General features: G+C 71.7%; 9 protein-coding genes. 6 read left to right on the top strand and 3 right to left on the bottom strand.

Features of this window, described 5'->3' with window-relative positions; translation table 11 throughout:
• The first annotated feature begins 241 nt into the window (after nt 1-241).
• Nucleotides 242-1,660, top strand: a complete 1,419-nt coding sequence (locus ACH4OW_RS27665) for a sugar porter family MFS transporter (protein WP_398030480.1) — start codon at nt 242-244, stop codon at nt 1,658-1,660.
• Between the two features lie 154 nt (nt 1,661-1,814).
• Here the strand turns inward: ACH4OW_RS27665 and ACH4OW_RS27660 are convergent, their stop codons facing one another.
• Together ACH4OW_RS27660 and ACH4OW_RS27655 are read right to left on the bottom strand one after the other, a co-directional pair.
• Complete coding sequence (locus tag ACH4OW_RS27660; protein ID WP_398030479.1) at nt 1,815-2,804, bottom strand: LLM class flavin-dependent oxidoreductase; 990 nt, start codon at nt 2,802-2,804, stop codon at nt 1,815-1,817.
• Between the two features lie 92 nt (nt 2,805-2,896).
• Nucleotides 2,897-4,378, bottom strand: coding sequence for a purine-cytosine permease family protein (locus ACH4OW_RS27655; RefSeq protein ID WP_398030478.1), 1,482 nt, complete (start codon nt 4,376-4,378; stop codon nt 2,897-2,899).
• Nucleotides 4,379-4,775: 397 nt separating this feature from the next.
• Between ACH4OW_RS27655 and ftsY the strand changes: the two genes are divergently transcribed.
• Entirely contained in the window at nt 4,776-6,020 is a 1,245-nt protein-coding gene (gene ftsY, locus ACH4OW_RS27650) for a signal recognition particle-docking protein FtsY (RefSeq protein ID WP_398030477.1), read from the top strand.
• A 270-nt stretch (nt 6,021-6,290) separates the two neighbouring features.
• Here the strand turns inward: ftsY and ACH4OW_RS27645 are convergent, their stop codons facing one another.
• The gene (locus ACH4OW_RS27645; RefSeq protein WP_398030476.1) at nt 6,291-6,959 is read right to left on the bottom strand and encodes a bifunctional DNA primase/polymerase; all 669 of its coding nucleotides are present in this window, start codon (nt 6,957-6,959) and stop codon (nt 6,291-6,293) included.
• 904 nt (nt 6,960-7,863) lie between these two features.
• Between ACH4OW_RS27645 and ACH4OW_RS27640 the strand changes: the two genes are divergently transcribed.
• The 4 genes from ACH4OW_RS27640 to ACH4OW_RS27625 all read left to right on the top strand — a co-directional run bounded on the left by ACH4OW_RS27640 (nt 7,864) and on the right by ACH4OW_RS27625 (nt 14,432).
• Nucleotides 7,864-9,339, top strand: coding sequence for a hypothetical protein (locus tag ACH4OW_RS27640; RefSeq protein ID WP_360131198.1), 1,476 nt, complete (start codon nt 7,864-7,866; stop codon nt 9,337-9,339).
• 433 nt (nt 9,340-9,772) lie between these two features.
• Nucleotides 9,773-11,203, top strand: coding sequence for an ammonium transporter (locus ACH4OW_RS27635; protein WP_398030475.1), 1,431 nt, complete (start codon nt 9,773-9,775; stop codon nt 11,201-11,203).
• Nucleotides 11,200-11,538, top strand: coding sequence for a P-II family nitrogen regulator (locus ACH4OW_RS27630; RefSeq protein WP_360131193.1), 339 nt, complete (start codon nt 11,200-11,202; stop codon nt 11,536-11,538). Before ACH4OW_RS27635 ends, ACH4OW_RS27630 begins: the two co-directional genes overlap by 4 nt.
• Nucleotides 11,539-11,963: 425 nt before the next feature.
• Complete coding sequence (locus ACH4OW_RS27625; RefSeq protein ID WP_398030508.1) at nt 11,964-14,432, top strand: [protein-PII] uridylyltransferase; 2,469 nt, start codon at nt 11,964-11,966, stop codon at nt 14,430-14,432.
• Nucleotides 14,433-14,797 lie beyond the last annotated feature (365 nt).

The following is a 14,797-nucleotide window of genomic DNA, read 5'->3' as shown; positions in this document are numbered from 1 at the left end:
CGGGCGGGTACCGGTGCGGTGTTCACGGTTCGCACCCACCCGAGCACAGTTCATAACTTGAACGCATTGCCCCCGACGCCCGGCCGAAACAAATTCATCACGACCTATTGACTTCGAAACTTGAAGGCATAGGGTCTGCAACGTTGCTTTTACCTTCAAGTGGTGGGTACCCCGAACCTATGCGCCACTGGAAGGGCCAGCCCCCTACGCCCGGCAGCGCAGCCGGGCACTGGAGTACACGTTGACCAGCACCGCGCCGCCGACGACTCCGGAAGGCCGCAAGGCCCAGCCGGATCACCTCGGCCACGTCATCTTCATCACCGCGGCTGCCGCGATGGGCGGCTTCCTCTTCGGCTACGACAGTTCCGTGATCAACGGCGCCGTCGAGGCCATCCGCGGCCGCTACGAGGTGGGCTCGGCGGGCCTCGCCCAGGTGATCGCCATCGCGCTGATCGGCTGCGCCATCGGCGCCGCCACGGCCGGCCGGATCGCCGACCGCATCGGCCGCATCCGCGTCATGCAGATCGCCGCGGCGCTCTTCACGGTCAGCGCGGTCGGCTCGGCACTGCCGTTCGCCCTGTGGGACCTGGCCATGTGGCGCGTCCTGGGCGGCATCGCGATCGGTATGGCCTCGGTCATCGGCCCGGCCTACATCGCCGAGGTCGCGCCGCCCGCGTACCGGGGGCGCCTGGGCTCCTTCCAGCAGGCCGCCATCGTCATCGGCATCGCGATCTCGCAGCTGGTGAACTGGGGCATCCTCAACCTCGCCGGCGGCGACCAGCGCGGCAAGCTGGCGGGCCTGGAAGCCTGGCAGTGGATGCTCGGCGTGATGGTCGTACCGGCCGTGCTCTACGGCCTGCTCTCCTTCGCGATCCCCGAGTCGCCCCGCTTCCTGATCTCCGTCGGCAAGACGGAGAAGGCCAAGGAGGTGCTGGCCGAGGTCGAGGGCCAGAGCGTCGACCTGGACACGCGCGTCTCGGAGATCAAGGAGGCGATGCGCCGGGAGCACAAGTCCAGCTTCAAGGACCTGCTGGGCGGCCGGTTCGGCTTCCTGCCGATCGTGTGGGTCGGCATCGGCCTGTCGGTCTTCCAGCAGCTCGTCGGCATCAACGTGGCGTTCTACTACTCCTCGACGCTGTGGCAGTCCGTCGGCATCGACCCGAGCAGCTCGTTCTTCTACAGCTTCACCACGTCGATCATCAACATCATCGGCACCGTGATCGCGATGGTCTTCGTGGACCGGATCGGCCGCCGGCCGCTGGCGCTGATCGGCTCCGCCGGTATGGCCGTCGCCCTCGCGCTGGAGGCCTGGGCCTTCGCCTCGAAAACCGCGGACGGCACGCTGCCGACTGCCCAGGGCACGGTCGCCCTGGTCGCCGCCCATGCCTTCGTGCTCTTCTTCGCCCTGTCCTGGGGCGTCGTGGTCTGGGTCTTCCTCGGTGAGATGTTCCCGAACAAGATCCGTGCCGCCGCGCTCGGTGTCGCGGCCTGTGCGCAGTGGATCGCCAACTGGGCCATCACCGCCAGCTTCCCGAGCCTTTCGGACTGGAATCTTTCCGGTACGTACGTGATCTACACGATCTTCGCCCTGCTCTCGATCCCCTTCGTGCTGAAATTCGTGAAGGAGACCAAGGGCAAGGCGTTGGAGGAGATGGGCTAACAACCCCCCCCGCCAGCCCTTCTCCTCAGTTGTGGGCAGCTGCCCCGGTCCGCCCGACGGACCGGGGCAGCTCCTTTTCCCGCATCCGATTTCCGGGAGAGCGTTCTTTTTTCCGCGAATGGTTTTCCGTTGAAGTAGCGGACGGGGGCTCGCCTCACCCGTTCTTGAGCCGCGGAACGACCCGCTCCGCGAACAGGTGTACGGAACGCCAGCCTTCGTCCACCGGCATACCGCCGCACAGCGGATGCAGGATCAGCGCCCCCGAAGGCCCGGCCTCCTCGCCGAGCCGCACGCACTCCTCGGGCGTCACGATCCGGTAGATCCCCTCGCGGCGCAGCGCCTCCACGTCCTCGGCGGCCGACCCCACGGCCGACCGGGCGTCGGCGGCCTGCCAGGAGGCGTACGTCCGCGCCTCGTGGAGCAGATGCCCGCCGTACTCGGCCCAGGCCCGGTCCGGGTCCTCCGACACGTGGAGCAGACAGGTACGGGCATCGGGCTGCAGCACCCAGCCCTCGGTCCCGTACTCGGCGCGCCGCGCGTGGTAGTACGCCTCCAGCTCGGGCAGATGCGCGCTGGGGAACAGGGGCAGCCCGAGCCGCGCCGCCCGGCGGGCGGCGGCCTTGGAACTGCCGCCGACCAGGAGGAGCGGATGGGGCTGCGTATACGGGCGCGGCGTGACGCGCACCGTACGGCCCCGGTAGCGGAACGGCTCACCCGTCCAGGCGGCGAGCAGCGTCTCCAGTACCTCGTCCTGGAGCTTGCCGCGCCAGTGCCAGTCCCGGCCGTGCGCCGCGTACTCCTCGGGCCGGTAGCCGATACCCGCGACGGTGACCAGCCGGCCGCTGCTCAGCAGGTCCAGTACGGCGATCTCCTCGGCCAGCCGCAACGGATCGTGCAACGGCGTGACCAGCGCGGAGACCGTGACGGTGAGCCGGCGGGTGGCGCCGAGCACCGCGCCGGCGAGGACCAGCGGCGCGGGCATCCAGCCGTTGCCGGTGGCGTGGTGTTCCTCGGTCTGGACGGTGGCCAGACCCCGGTCGTCGGCGAAGACGGCCATCTCGACGGCGGCCCGGTAGCGCGCGGCGAGCGACGCGGGGGTGGGGGAGGGATCGGCGAGGTTGAGGCGCAGGACCGTTACGGGCATGGCGAACGTCCCCTTCACCGAGGCGGTGGGCCCGGATGGCGAAGGGGACGTTAGCTGAGGTCACATCGGGTGAACAGGGTGCGGGACCCGAATCAGCCGACCGGCGCCGGCTCCTCGGCGGGAGCGGCGGCGCCCGCGGGCACCGTCTCCTTGGGCTTCGGCAGCACCGCGAAGACCACCGCGGCGATCACGATCGTGGCTGCCCAGCCCAGGCCGTGCTTGCCCGGCCAGGTCTCGGCCAGCGGACCGGTGAACCAGGTGACCTTCGTCAGGCACAGGCCCACCACCAGCGCCGCGGCCCAGGCCGTCAGCGCCTGCCAGCAGAAGCCGCCCGCGTACCAGTAGCGGCTGGTGCGGCTGACGTTCATCAGGCTGTCGCCGTCGTAGCGCACGGCCAGCTTCCGGCGGCGCGCCATGTCGACGGCGTACACGCCGATCCACGCGGAGAAGGAGACCGCGAGCAGGGTCAGGAAGGTGATGAACTGACCGATGAAGTCCTTGGCCACCAGCATCATGAACGCGCCGCCGACCAGGCTGATGACCGCGTTGATGCTCACGGCCATGGCGCGCGGCAGCTTGACGCCCATGGTCTGCGCGGTGAAACCGGCCGAGTACATCGACAGGCTGTTGATCAGCAGCATCCCGACCAGCGCGGTGATCAGGTACGGCACCGCCAGCCAGCCCGGCAGCACCTCGCCGAGGAACGACATCGGGTCGGTGTTCTGGTTGGCCAGCTCGGGCTTGGAGACGGCCATGATGCCGCCCATCAGCACCATCGGCACCAGCACCAGGGCCGCGCCGGAGATGGTCGTACCGACGATCTTCTTGCCGGAGGCGGAGTGCGGCAGGTAGCGCGCGAAGTCCGGCCCGGTGGGCACCCAGCTGATGCCGCCCGCGGCGATGGTGCCGATACCGGCGATCATCAGGGCGGTGCTGCCCGCCGACTGGGAGAAGATCTTCGACCAGGGCATCTTGGCGATCAGGTACACCAGCACCATGACGCTGAAGATGCTGAACAGGTACGTCGAGTACTTGTTGCAGACGTTGAGCGCCTTGCGGCCCATGCCGCTGACCAGGAACGTCGTCGCGACGAAGAGCAGCAGCGTGATGACGGTGAGGACGTTGTTGGCCTCGATGCCGAACAGCAGCTTCAGCACGGTCAGCACGGCGTACGCGCCGCTGACCGCGTTGATCGTCTCCCAGCCGAACCGGGCCACCCACAGGATCGCGCCGGGGAAGTAGTTGCCCCGCACGCCGAAGGCCGCGCGCGAGAGCATCGCGCCGGGCGCGCCGCCCCACTTGCCGGAGACCGACAGCACGCCGACCATGCCGAAGGAGACGACGGAGGCGATGGCGGCCACGACCAGGACCTGCCAGAAGTTCAGGCCGTTGGTGATCACCAGGGAGGCGCCCATGGTGAGCAGCAACACGCTGATGTTGGCGGCGACCCAGGTCGGGAAGAGCTCGCGGACGCGGCCGTGGCGTTCGTGGTCGGGGACGGGCTCGATGCCTCGTTGCTCGACGGCGCCTTCGGTTTCAGGAGCGGACATGGTGTCCGTGGACGTGGTGCCCATGGTGCAGGTGTCTCCGTGCGGGTTCAGGCAGCGGCTGTGATGCCTGGCGAAGGGGAGGGGGTTGCCAGGACTCTACGCGCGTTGCGCAGCCGAGAGCTATCGTACTTTGATCCAACTTCGGCCGGTGCGTCTTGTTGTGTCCACTGACGACCACGGTACGGCCCCGAACTCGTCCGACAAACCGGGGTCATGGGTCACGGGCAGGTCAGGCAGGGTGCGCAGTCCGGTCCTGATACGTCGCGCCGAGGCGGCAGGACGGTGCCCACGGATCGACGCCGGCCACTCGTACACGCCCACCGTGCTGCCGCCACCGGCCACGCCGGGACCTGGACGCCGAACATCCAGAATCGGCGTGTGCGGGCCCGTACGGCGAGGCGTGACCGATACTGGGTGGGTTATGGAATTCGTCATCCTTGCTGTAGTCATCGCTGTGGTCGCGCTCGGCGCGATCAGCGGGCTCGTCGTCAGCAGCCGCAGGAAGAAGCAGCAGCTGCCGCCGGCCCCGCCGACCACCCCGTCCGTCACCGCGCCCCCTGCGGAACCGCAGGTCGGTGAGGACGCCGAGACCCCCCGCGACGAAACCCGTCGCACCATAGAAGAAGTCGACCTGCCGCCCGCCGAGGCCCCGCCGGCCGAGGCACCCGCGGAGGAACCGGCGGCCGAGGCGCCGCCCGCTCCCGCCGCCCCCGAGATCGAGGTCCCCGAACCGACCGCCGGCCGGCTCGTACGGCTGCGCGCCCGGCTCTCCCGCTCCCAGAACTCGCTGGGCAAGGGCCTGCTCACGCTGCTCTCCCGCGAGCACCTCGACGAGGACACCTGGGAGGAGATCGAGGACACGCTGCTGACCGCCGACGTCGGCGTCGCGCCCACCCAGGAGCTGGTCGAGCGGCTGCGCGAGCGCGTGAAGGTGCTCGGCACCCGCACCCCCGAGGAGCTGCGCGGCCTGCTCCGCGAGGAACTGCTCACGCTCATCGGCACGGAAGCCGACCGCACCGTCGCCACTGGCAGCGCCGTCGGCAAGGACGGCCAGGAGATCCCCGGCGTCGTCATGGTCGTCGGCGTCAACGGCACCGGCAAGACCACCACCACCGGCAAGCTCGCCCGCGTCCTGGTCGCCGACGGCAAGTCCGTCGTCCTGGGCGCGGCCGACACCTTCCGCGCCGCCGCCGCCGACCAGCTCCAGACCTGGGGCGAGCGGGTCGGTGCCCGCACGGTCCGCGGCCCCGAGGGCGGCGACCCGGCGTCGATCGCCTTCGACGCGGTGAAGGAAGGTATCTCCGAGGGCGCCGACGTGGTCCTCGTCGACACCGCGGGCCGGCTGCACACCAAGACCGGCCTGATGGACGAGCTGGGCAAGGTCAAGCGGGTCGTCGAGAAGCACGGCCCGGTCGGCGAGGTGCTGCTCGTCCTGGACGCCACCACCGGCCAGAACGGCCTGGTCCAGGCCCGCGTGTTCGCGGAGGTCGTGGACATCACCGGCGTCGTGCTGACCAAGCTGGACGGCACGGCCAAGGGCGGCATCATCGTCGCGGTCCAGCGCGAGCTGGGCGTGCCGGTCAAGCTGGTCGGCCTCGGCGAGGGCGCGGACGACCTGGCGCCGTTCGAGCCCGAAGCGTTCGTGGACGCCCTGATCGGCGACTAAGGCGCAACCATGGCCTTATGTAGTACGAGGACCGCGGACCACGGGTCCCGCACGAAAGCCCCGCAGCGCGCAGACGGCGTTGCGGGGCTTTCGTTTTGGCCGGGGCTCTCGTGCTGAACGGGTCCTTCGTGCTGACCGGGTCCTTCGGGTTGACCAGGGATCTGTGCTGACCGGGGCCTGGTACCGGCCGGGGCTTTCATGCCGGCCGGGGCGTAGCGGGGGCGCGGCGGTCCGGCGTACGCGGCCCGTCCCTGCGCGGGCCCGGTCCGGCTACGCGGCCGACCGGTGGCACACGTACGCGAGCGTGCCCAGCAGCAGCCGCGCCTGCGGCGGCCGCCCGGCCGTGTCCAGCGTCGGCGGCCGCAGCCACCGCGCCGGACCGAGCCCCCCGAGGTCGGAAGGCGGCGCCGTGACATGGTCGCCGGGGCCCAGCGGACACAGGTCGAGGGCGGCGTCGTCCCAGCCCATCCGGTACAGCAGGCCCGGCAGGTCGGCCGCGGCGCCGGGCGCCACGAAGAACAGGGCGCGGCCGGCCGGCGTGGCGGCCACCGGCCCCAGCGGCAGGCCCATCCGCTCCAGCCGTACGAGCGCGCTGCGCCCCGCCGCCTCCGGCACTTCGAGGACGTCGAAGGAGCGGCCCACGGGGAGCAGGATGGCGGCACCGGGCGTCCTGGCCCACGCGTCGGCGGCTTCTTCGAGCGTCGCGCCGGCCGCCAGCCCGCGCGCGAAGGGCAGCGGGTGGGCGCCGGGGGAGGCGCAGTCGTCCGCGCCGCACGAGCAGACCGTACGCCCGTTCCCGCCACGGGCCGCGCGGGCGCCGGGCACCACGTCCCAGCCCCACAGTCCCGTGTACTCCGCCACCGCCGTGCTCTCGGTCGAGCGGGCGCGACGCCGTGAACCGGACCGAATGTCGCGGATGCCGCCGATCGTGAAGCCCATGCCTCCTCCAACGGGTGGTGTGTGCCAGTGGTTACGTGCCGGAGCGCGTGCGTGACGCTCCGTCAGGAGAGGGTGGTGCCGATGGTGCAGTGGGGTGCGGCGGGTGGTGCGGAGCGTCCCGCGCGCCTTCGCGCGCTCCTTTCCGTCCGCCTCCTCCCGACCTGTGTCAAGTCAATCGCGAGGACCGGCCGGGGAGTTCATTCGAAGGGGTGGCGAATGGTGGCGTTTAGCGGATCGCCCTCGCCGGGGGCGTGATCGTAGGATTACTTTCAGTGCACGACCTGGGGCGACGCCCCGTGGACGCGGGTATGCCGGAGGCAACGCACCGGCGGGTGAACCCTCCCGAATCGGGTTGGCCGGATTCCGTGCTCGGGTAGGTGCACCCCGTACCGGTCGCCGCAACGGACGGCATCCTGTGGGATGTTCACGGGCACGGCCGCGACGTACGGCGGCGAAACGTGAGTGACAAGAGCAGCGACGGAGAACGGCGCGAGAATTCGGCGCGGAAGCGGCGAGCGAAGCAGCGGCAGAAGGCAGATGAGGCGGCGGCCGGGGAGCGGCCGCGGGGCAGGCGGCCCGGGAGACGGCAGCGAAGCCCGGGCGACGAGGGCACAGACGACGGCACAGGAGACCGGAGCGGCCACGGCGAGACCGGACGCCACCGGCGCGGCACGCCCGTACCGCACCGGTACGGACGGCGGCCGCGGCAGCGACACCGTCCCGGAGCAGTGCGACACCGTCCCGGAGCAGTGCGGCACCGGAACGGCAGCAGGACCGGCTGCCGGCACGACCCCCGGCAGCACACCACCCGTCAGAAGCAACCAGGCAAGCGACGAAGAGCGGCGATGCGAAGCGATGGCGCGGCGCAGTGAAGCAAGGCAGCAATCGGAATGGGGGCGTTCCAGTGGGCGGCAGTGGCGGCACCGGCGCTGACAAGCGCCCCAACGAACCGTTGGGCTCATGGTTCGTGCGCAGCGGCTGGTCGAAAGGCGAGCTGGCACGACAGGTCAACCGGCGCGCACGCCAGATGGGCGCGCATCACATCAGTACCGACACCTCGCGCGTACGGCGCTGGCTCGACGGCGAGCAGCCGCGCGAGCCCATCCCGCGCATCCTCTCCGAACTGTTCTCGGAACGGTTCGGCTGCGTGGTCGGCATCGAGGACCTGGGGCTGCGCTCGGCGCACCAGTCCCCGTCCGTCTCCGGCGTGGACCTGCCCTGGGCCGGCCCCCAGACGGTCTCCCTGATCAGCGAGTTCTCGCGCAGCGACCTGATGCTGGCGCGCCGCGGCTTCCTGGGCACCTCGCTGGCGCTGGCCGCCGGGCCCGCCCTCATCGAGCCGATGCAGCGCTGGCTGGTGCCGGTCTCCCCGGGCCAGGCGTCCGCGGCACAACAGGCCGCGCAGGAGCGGTCCCGGCGCTCCAACCGGCTGTCCAAGCCGGAGCTGGACCTGCTGGAGTCGACCACCGTCATGTTCCGGCAGTGGGACGCCCAGTGCGGCGGCGGGCTGCGCCGCAAGGCGGTGGTCGGCCAGCTCCACGAGGTCACCGACCTCCTCCAGGAACCGCAGGGCGAAGAAGCCTCCAAGCGGCTGTTCAAGGTCGCCGCCGAACTGGCCGAACTGGCCGGGTGGATGAGCTACGACATCGGCCTGCAACCGACCGCCCAGAAGTACTTCGTGCTCGCGCTGCACGCCTCCAAGGAGGCCGGCGACCGCCCGCTCGGCTCGTACATCCTCTCCAGCATGAGCCGCCAGATGATCCACCTGAACCGCCCGGACGACGCGCTGGAGCTCATCCACCTCGCGCAGTACGGCAGCCGCGAGTCGGCGACGCCCCGCACGCAGGCGATGTTGTATGCGATGGAGGCGCGGGCGTACGCGAGCATGGGCCAGCCGAGCAAGGTCAAGCGGGCCGTGCGGATGGCCGAGGACACCTACTCCGACGTGGCGCCCGGCGAGCCCGAGCCGGACTGGATCCGCTTCTTCTCGGAGGCCGAGCTGAACGCGGAGAACGCCCACTCCTACCGTGACCTCGCCTACGTGGCGGGACGCAGCCCGACGTACGCCTCGCTCGCCAATCCCGTGATGGAGCGGGCGGTACGGCTCTTCGCGCAGGACGACGAGCACCAGCGCTCGTACGCGCTCAACCTGATCGGGATGGCGACCGTGCACCTGCTCCAGAAGGAGCCGGAGCAGTGTGCGGCCCTGGCCCAGCAGGCCATACCGCTGGCGAAGAGGGTCCGCTCGGAGCGGGTCAACACCCGGCTGCGCAAGACCGTGGACACGGCGGCGCGGGACTTCGAAGGTGTGGCCGAGGTGGTCCAGCTCAGCGACGAGCTGGCCAGGCAACTGCCGGAAACCGGCGCGGAGGCCGTCTGACCGCACTCCCACCCCAGACCCCGGCCGCGGCCCGTCACCCCGTACAGCTCGACTCGGCTCCCCCACGCCAGGTCATACGGGTGACAGCCGCGGTCGGCTGGGTTCGGGGCGAGGGGCGGGAGCCTCGGAGCCCGGCTTCGTGGGTTTACAGGGGTGCGTGGTTTTACAGGGGTTCGTGGGTTAACAGAGGCCGGGCTTCGGGTCTCCGGTTTTCCGGCCGGTTTGGCGTGGTCGTTTCGGCTGGTTGCGGGGGCGTGACGGGCGTGGCGGGCCGATCCCGCAGTTCACCGAGGCGTAACACTGGCGAAGGCTTCGTCACCCGGGGGTAACACCGACGGGGCATGGCCGAAACGGTGCTGCGACAGCCTCGTGGCGAAAGACGGCCCACCCGGAACCACGCCCGCACGGGCCGCATCGACGACAGGAGACGCCGATGCCCCCAGGCATCATGACGCTCGCGGCAGACCAGGCCACCCTGAGCCCGGCCAACACCGGCTTCATGCTGATCTGCACCGCTCTGGTGATGCTCATGACCCCCGGACTCGCCTTCTTCTACGGCGGCATGGTCCGGGTCAAGAGCGTGCTCAACATGCTGATGATGAGCTTCGTCAGCCTGGGCATCGTCACCGTCCTGTGGGTCCTGTACGGCTTCGGGCTCGCCTTCGGCGAGGACAGCGGCGGCTTCCTCGGCCGGCCCGGCGACTTCGCCGGCCTCAGCGGCATCGGCCTGACCGAACTGTGGGGCACCACCTCCATCCCGGTCTACGTCTTCGCGGTCTTCCAGCTGATGTTCGCGGTGATCACCCCCGCACTGATCAGCGGCGCCCTCGCGGACCGGGTGAAATTCACCGCCTGGGCGCTGTTCGTCGCACTGTGGGCCACCGTCGTCTACTTCCCCGTCGCGCACTGGGTGTGGGCGGAGGGCGGCTGGCTGTTCGACCTGGGGGTCATCGACTTCGCCGGCGGTACGGCCGTGCACATCAACGCGGGCGCCGCGGCCCTCGGCGTGATCCTCGTCGTCGGCAAACGCATCGGCTTCAAGAAGGACCCGATGCGGCCGCACAGCCTGCCGCTGGTGATGCTCGGCGCCGGACTGCTGTGGTTCGGCTGGTTCGGCTTCAACGCGGGCTCCTGGCTGAACAACGACGACGGCGTGGGCGCCGTCGCCTTCGTCAACACCCAGGTCGCCACCGCCGCCGCGATGCTCGGCTGGCTCGCCTACGAGAAGATCCGGCACGGCTCCTTCACCACCCTGGGCGCGGCGTCCGGCGCGGTGGCCGGACTCGTCGCGATCACCCCGGCGTGCGGCGCGGTCAGCCCGCTGGGAGCGATCGCGGTGGGCGGCATCGCCGGTGTGCTGTGCGCGATGGCGGTCGGCCTCAAATACCGCTTCGGGTACGACGACTCGCTCGACGTGGTCGGCGTCCACCTCGTCGGCGGCATCACCGGCTCCCTGCTCGTCGGCCTGTTCGCGACCGGCGGCGTGCAGAGCGACGCCAAGGGCCTGTTCTACGGCGGCGGCCTGGAGCAGTTGGGCAAGCAGGCGGTGGGTGTCGTCTGCGTCCTGCTGTACTCCCTGGTCGTCTCCTTCGTACTTGCCAAGGTCATCGACCTGCTGATGGGCTTCCGGGTCTCCGAGGACGAGGAGGTCGCGGGCGTCGACCAGGCGGCGCACGCGGAGACGGCGTACGACTTCGGAGGCACGGGCGGCGGCGTGGTGACGCGCACGGGCACGGGGGCGGGCTCCGCCGCCGCGCCGGTCCGCGGCGACGGCCCCGCACAGGAGAAGGGCCGCGACAAGGGCCAGGGGAAGGGCCAGGGCGCGGCCCCGGCTGCCGGCAAGGAAAAGAAGGTGGACGCGTGAAGCTCATCACGGCAGTGATCAAGCCGTACCGGCTCGACGAGGTGAAGGAGGCCCTGCAGTCGTTCGGCGTGCACGGCCTGACCGTCACCGAGGCCAGCGGATACGGCAGGCAGCGCGGGCACACGGAGGTGTACCGGGGCGCGGAGTACACCGTCGACCTGGTGCCGAAGGTCCGTATCGAGGTCCTGGTGGACGACGCGGACGCCCCGGAACTGATCGACATCGTGGTGAAGGCCGCCCGCACCGGCAAGATCGGCGACGGGAAGGTCTGGAGCGTTCCGGTCGAGGAGGCGGTCCGCGTGCGCACGGGCGAACGAGGGCCGGACGCGTTGTAGGGGCGGCCGGTGCCGGCGGTGGCGGTCGCACCGGGGGCCGGGGCTCGCGGGCTGGGGCGCGCGGACCGGTGGCCCGGTGACCGGGGCGGGCTGCCGGCGGCGCGGGGCTCGGGCCGGGTGTGCGGTTCCGTACGCGTGGGGGCCTGAGGGGGCCGGGATCTGGGGGCCGACGTGACCAAGGAGCGCCTGAGGTGACCGAGAGCGTGAAGAATACGGAAGAGGACGACGCCTCGGCGGCGGCCGGGACAGGCGCGGCCGCGATCCGGGCGGCGGCGGACGCGGCCGGCACCCGTTTCGCAGCCGGTGCCCGTACGGGAGCGCCGGAAACCCCGAAGGAACCGCCCCACCCTCCCGAGGAACCGTCCCACCCCTCCGAGGAACCGCCACACCCTTCCGCTGCCGCACGCGACTTCGCCGCCGACCGGCTGCGGCTCCTGCACTCCGCCGGTCAGGACGGGACCACACGCCGGGCCGCCCTCGCCGGGCTCACCGACGACTGGCTGGCCGGCCTCTTCGGGCGCGCGACCGGCGGCACCGGCTCCGGCACCGCGCTCGTCGCCGTCGGCGGCTACGGCCGCGGGGAACTCTCCCCCCGCAGCGACCTGGACCTGCTCCTGCTCCACGACGGCAAGGCCGGCGCCCGCACGGTGGCCGCGCTCGCCGACCGGCTCTGGTACCCGGTCTGGGACCTCGGCCTCGCCCTGGACCACTCGGTGCGCACGCCCGCCGAGGCCCGCAAGGCGTCCCGGGAGGACCTCAAGGTCCAACTGGGCCTGCTGGACGCCCGCCACCTGGCCGGTGATCCGGAACTCACGGCCGCCCTGCGCGGTACCGCGCTCGCCGACTGGCGCGAACAGGCGCCGAAGCGCCTGCCCGAGCTGCGCGAGATCGGCCGCGAACGGGGCGCGCGCCAGGGGGAGTTGCAATACCTGCTGGAGCCCGACCTGAAAGAGGCGCGCGGCGGACTGCGGGACGCCACCGCGCTGCGGGCCGTGGCCGCGTCCTGGCTGGCCGACGCGCCTCGCGAGGGTTTGGAGGCGGCCCGCACCCACCTGCTGGACGTACGGGACGCCCTGCACCTGACCACCGGCCGCACCACCGACCGGCTCGCCCTCCAGGAGCAGGACCAGGTGGCCGAGGCGCTCGGCGTACTGGACGCGGACGTTTTGCTGCGCCAGGTCTACGAATCCGCGCGCACCATCTCGTATGCGAGCGACGTCACCTGGCGCGAGGTGGGGCGGGTGCTGCGCTCCCGGTCCGTACGGCCGGTGCTCCGGGGAATGCTGAAAGGGCGCTCGGCCGGCGGCGGCCCCGGCCGGGGGGAACGGTCGCCGCTCGCCGAAGGAGTGGTCGAGCTGGACGGCGAAGTCGTACTGGCCAGGACGGCACGCCCGGAACACGACCCGGTGCTCCCCCTGCGCGCTGCTGCTGCCGCCGCGCAGGCCGGGCTGCCGCTGTCCCTGCACGCCGTGCGCAGGCTGCGGGCGGCCGCGACCGCCCGGCCGCTGCCCGTCCCGTGGCCGGCCGAGGCGCGCGAACAGCTGGTCACGCTGCTGGGGGCGGGCGCGCAGACCGTACCGGTGTGGGAGGCGTTGGAGGCGGAGGGGATCGTCACCTGGCTGCTGCCCGACTGGGAACGGGTGCGCTGCCGTCCGCAGCGCAACGCCGTGCACCGCTGGACCGTGGACCGGCACCTGGTCGAGACGGCCGTCCGCGCCGCGGCGCTCACCCGCCGCGTACACCGCCCCGACCTGCTGCTGGTCGCGGCCCTGCTGCACGACATCGGCAAGGGCTGGCCCGGCGACCACTCGGTCTCCGGCGAGACCATCGCCCGGGACATGGCGTCCCGGATCGGCTTCGACGCCCGGGACGTGGCGGTGGTCGCCACGCTCGTACGGCACCATCTGCTGCTCATCGAGACGGCCACCCGCCGGGACCTCGGCGACCCGGCGACGGTCGACGCGGTCGCGGACGTGGTGGGCAGCGTCGGCACGCTGGAACTGCTGCACGCCCTCACCGAGGCCGACGCGCTGGCGACCGGGCCCGCCGCGTGGAGCGCGTGGCGTGGCTCGCTCGTCGCCGACCTGGTGAAACGCGTCACCGCACGGTTGGCGGGCGAGGCCGTGCCCGAGGGGCGCCCGGCGGACGAGCCGACCGCCGAGCAAGAACGCCTGGCCGTCGAGGCGGCCCGGACCGGTGGCCCGGTGCTGGCCCTGCACGCGCGGTCGGAGGGCCACGGCGAAGCGGAGCCCGCCGCCGGGGAAGCCGGTACGGGAACGGATGCCTGGACCGGAGCGGGGTCGGGCCCGGAGGCCGAGCCGGAGCAGGAACCGGTGGGCGTCGAACTGCTGATGGCCGTACCGGAGCAGCCCGGAGTGCTGCCCGCCGCGGCGGGCGTCCTCGCCATGCACCGCCTCACCGTCCGCGCCGCCGACCTGCGCAGCCTGGACCCCGTCGGCGAGGGCCCCGTGCTGCTGCTGAGCTGGCGGGTGGCCGCCGAATACGGCTCGCTCCCGCAGGCCGTACGGCTCCGGGCCGATCTCGTACGGGCGCTGGACGGCTCGCTGGACGTGCCGGCCCGGCTGGCGGAGCGCGAGCAGGCGTACGCACGCCGCTCGCGCGGAGTGCAGGCACCGCCGCCCCGGGTGACCGTCGCTCCCGGAAGTTCGCAGGTGGCGACCGTGATCGAGGTGCGCGCGCAGGACGCGCAAGGGCTGCTGCACCGGATCGGCCGCGCGCTGGAGGCGGCCCGGGTCACCGTCCGCAGCGCGCACGTGAGCACGCTGGGAGCGAATGCGGTGGATGCGTTCTACGTCACGGACGAGAAGGGAGAGCCGCTGCCGGAGGCGGTGGCCGTGGACGTGGCGCGCGCGGTGGAAAGCGCTTTGAAGTAGCCGCGGCCATCCGGTCCGCGACGGCGGCGTGCTTCGCGATGGCGGGTTGCTTCGCGATGGCGGTGTGCTCCGCGATGCCGGTTTGCTTCGCGACGGCGGTTTGCTTCGCGACGGCGGCCCCACCCGCAATGGCGTTGCGGGTGGCGGTGGCGTCACAGGTCGCGATGGTGTTACGGGGCGCGATGGTGTTACGGGGAGCCTGGCCGGCTCCTCGCCATGAGACGGTGGGGGAGACGTACGGAGAGGACGTCCGAGCCGGTGCCACAGTGCGCCCGCAGCCGCGCGGAGCCCCGTCCTGGAGCCCTTCCCCGGCAGGCAGGGGCACGTTGCTTGCACGGGCGGATACCCTAGAACCCGACGCAACC

This window comes from Streptomyces sp. NPDC017056 (genome assembly GCF_044332485.1).
Taxonomy (GTDB): Bacteria; Actinomycetota; Actinomycetes; order Streptomycetales; family Streptomycetaceae; genus Streptomyces.
Note: the sequence above shows the minus strand (reverse complement) of the source record. Positions and strands in the feature narration are given on the sequence as shown.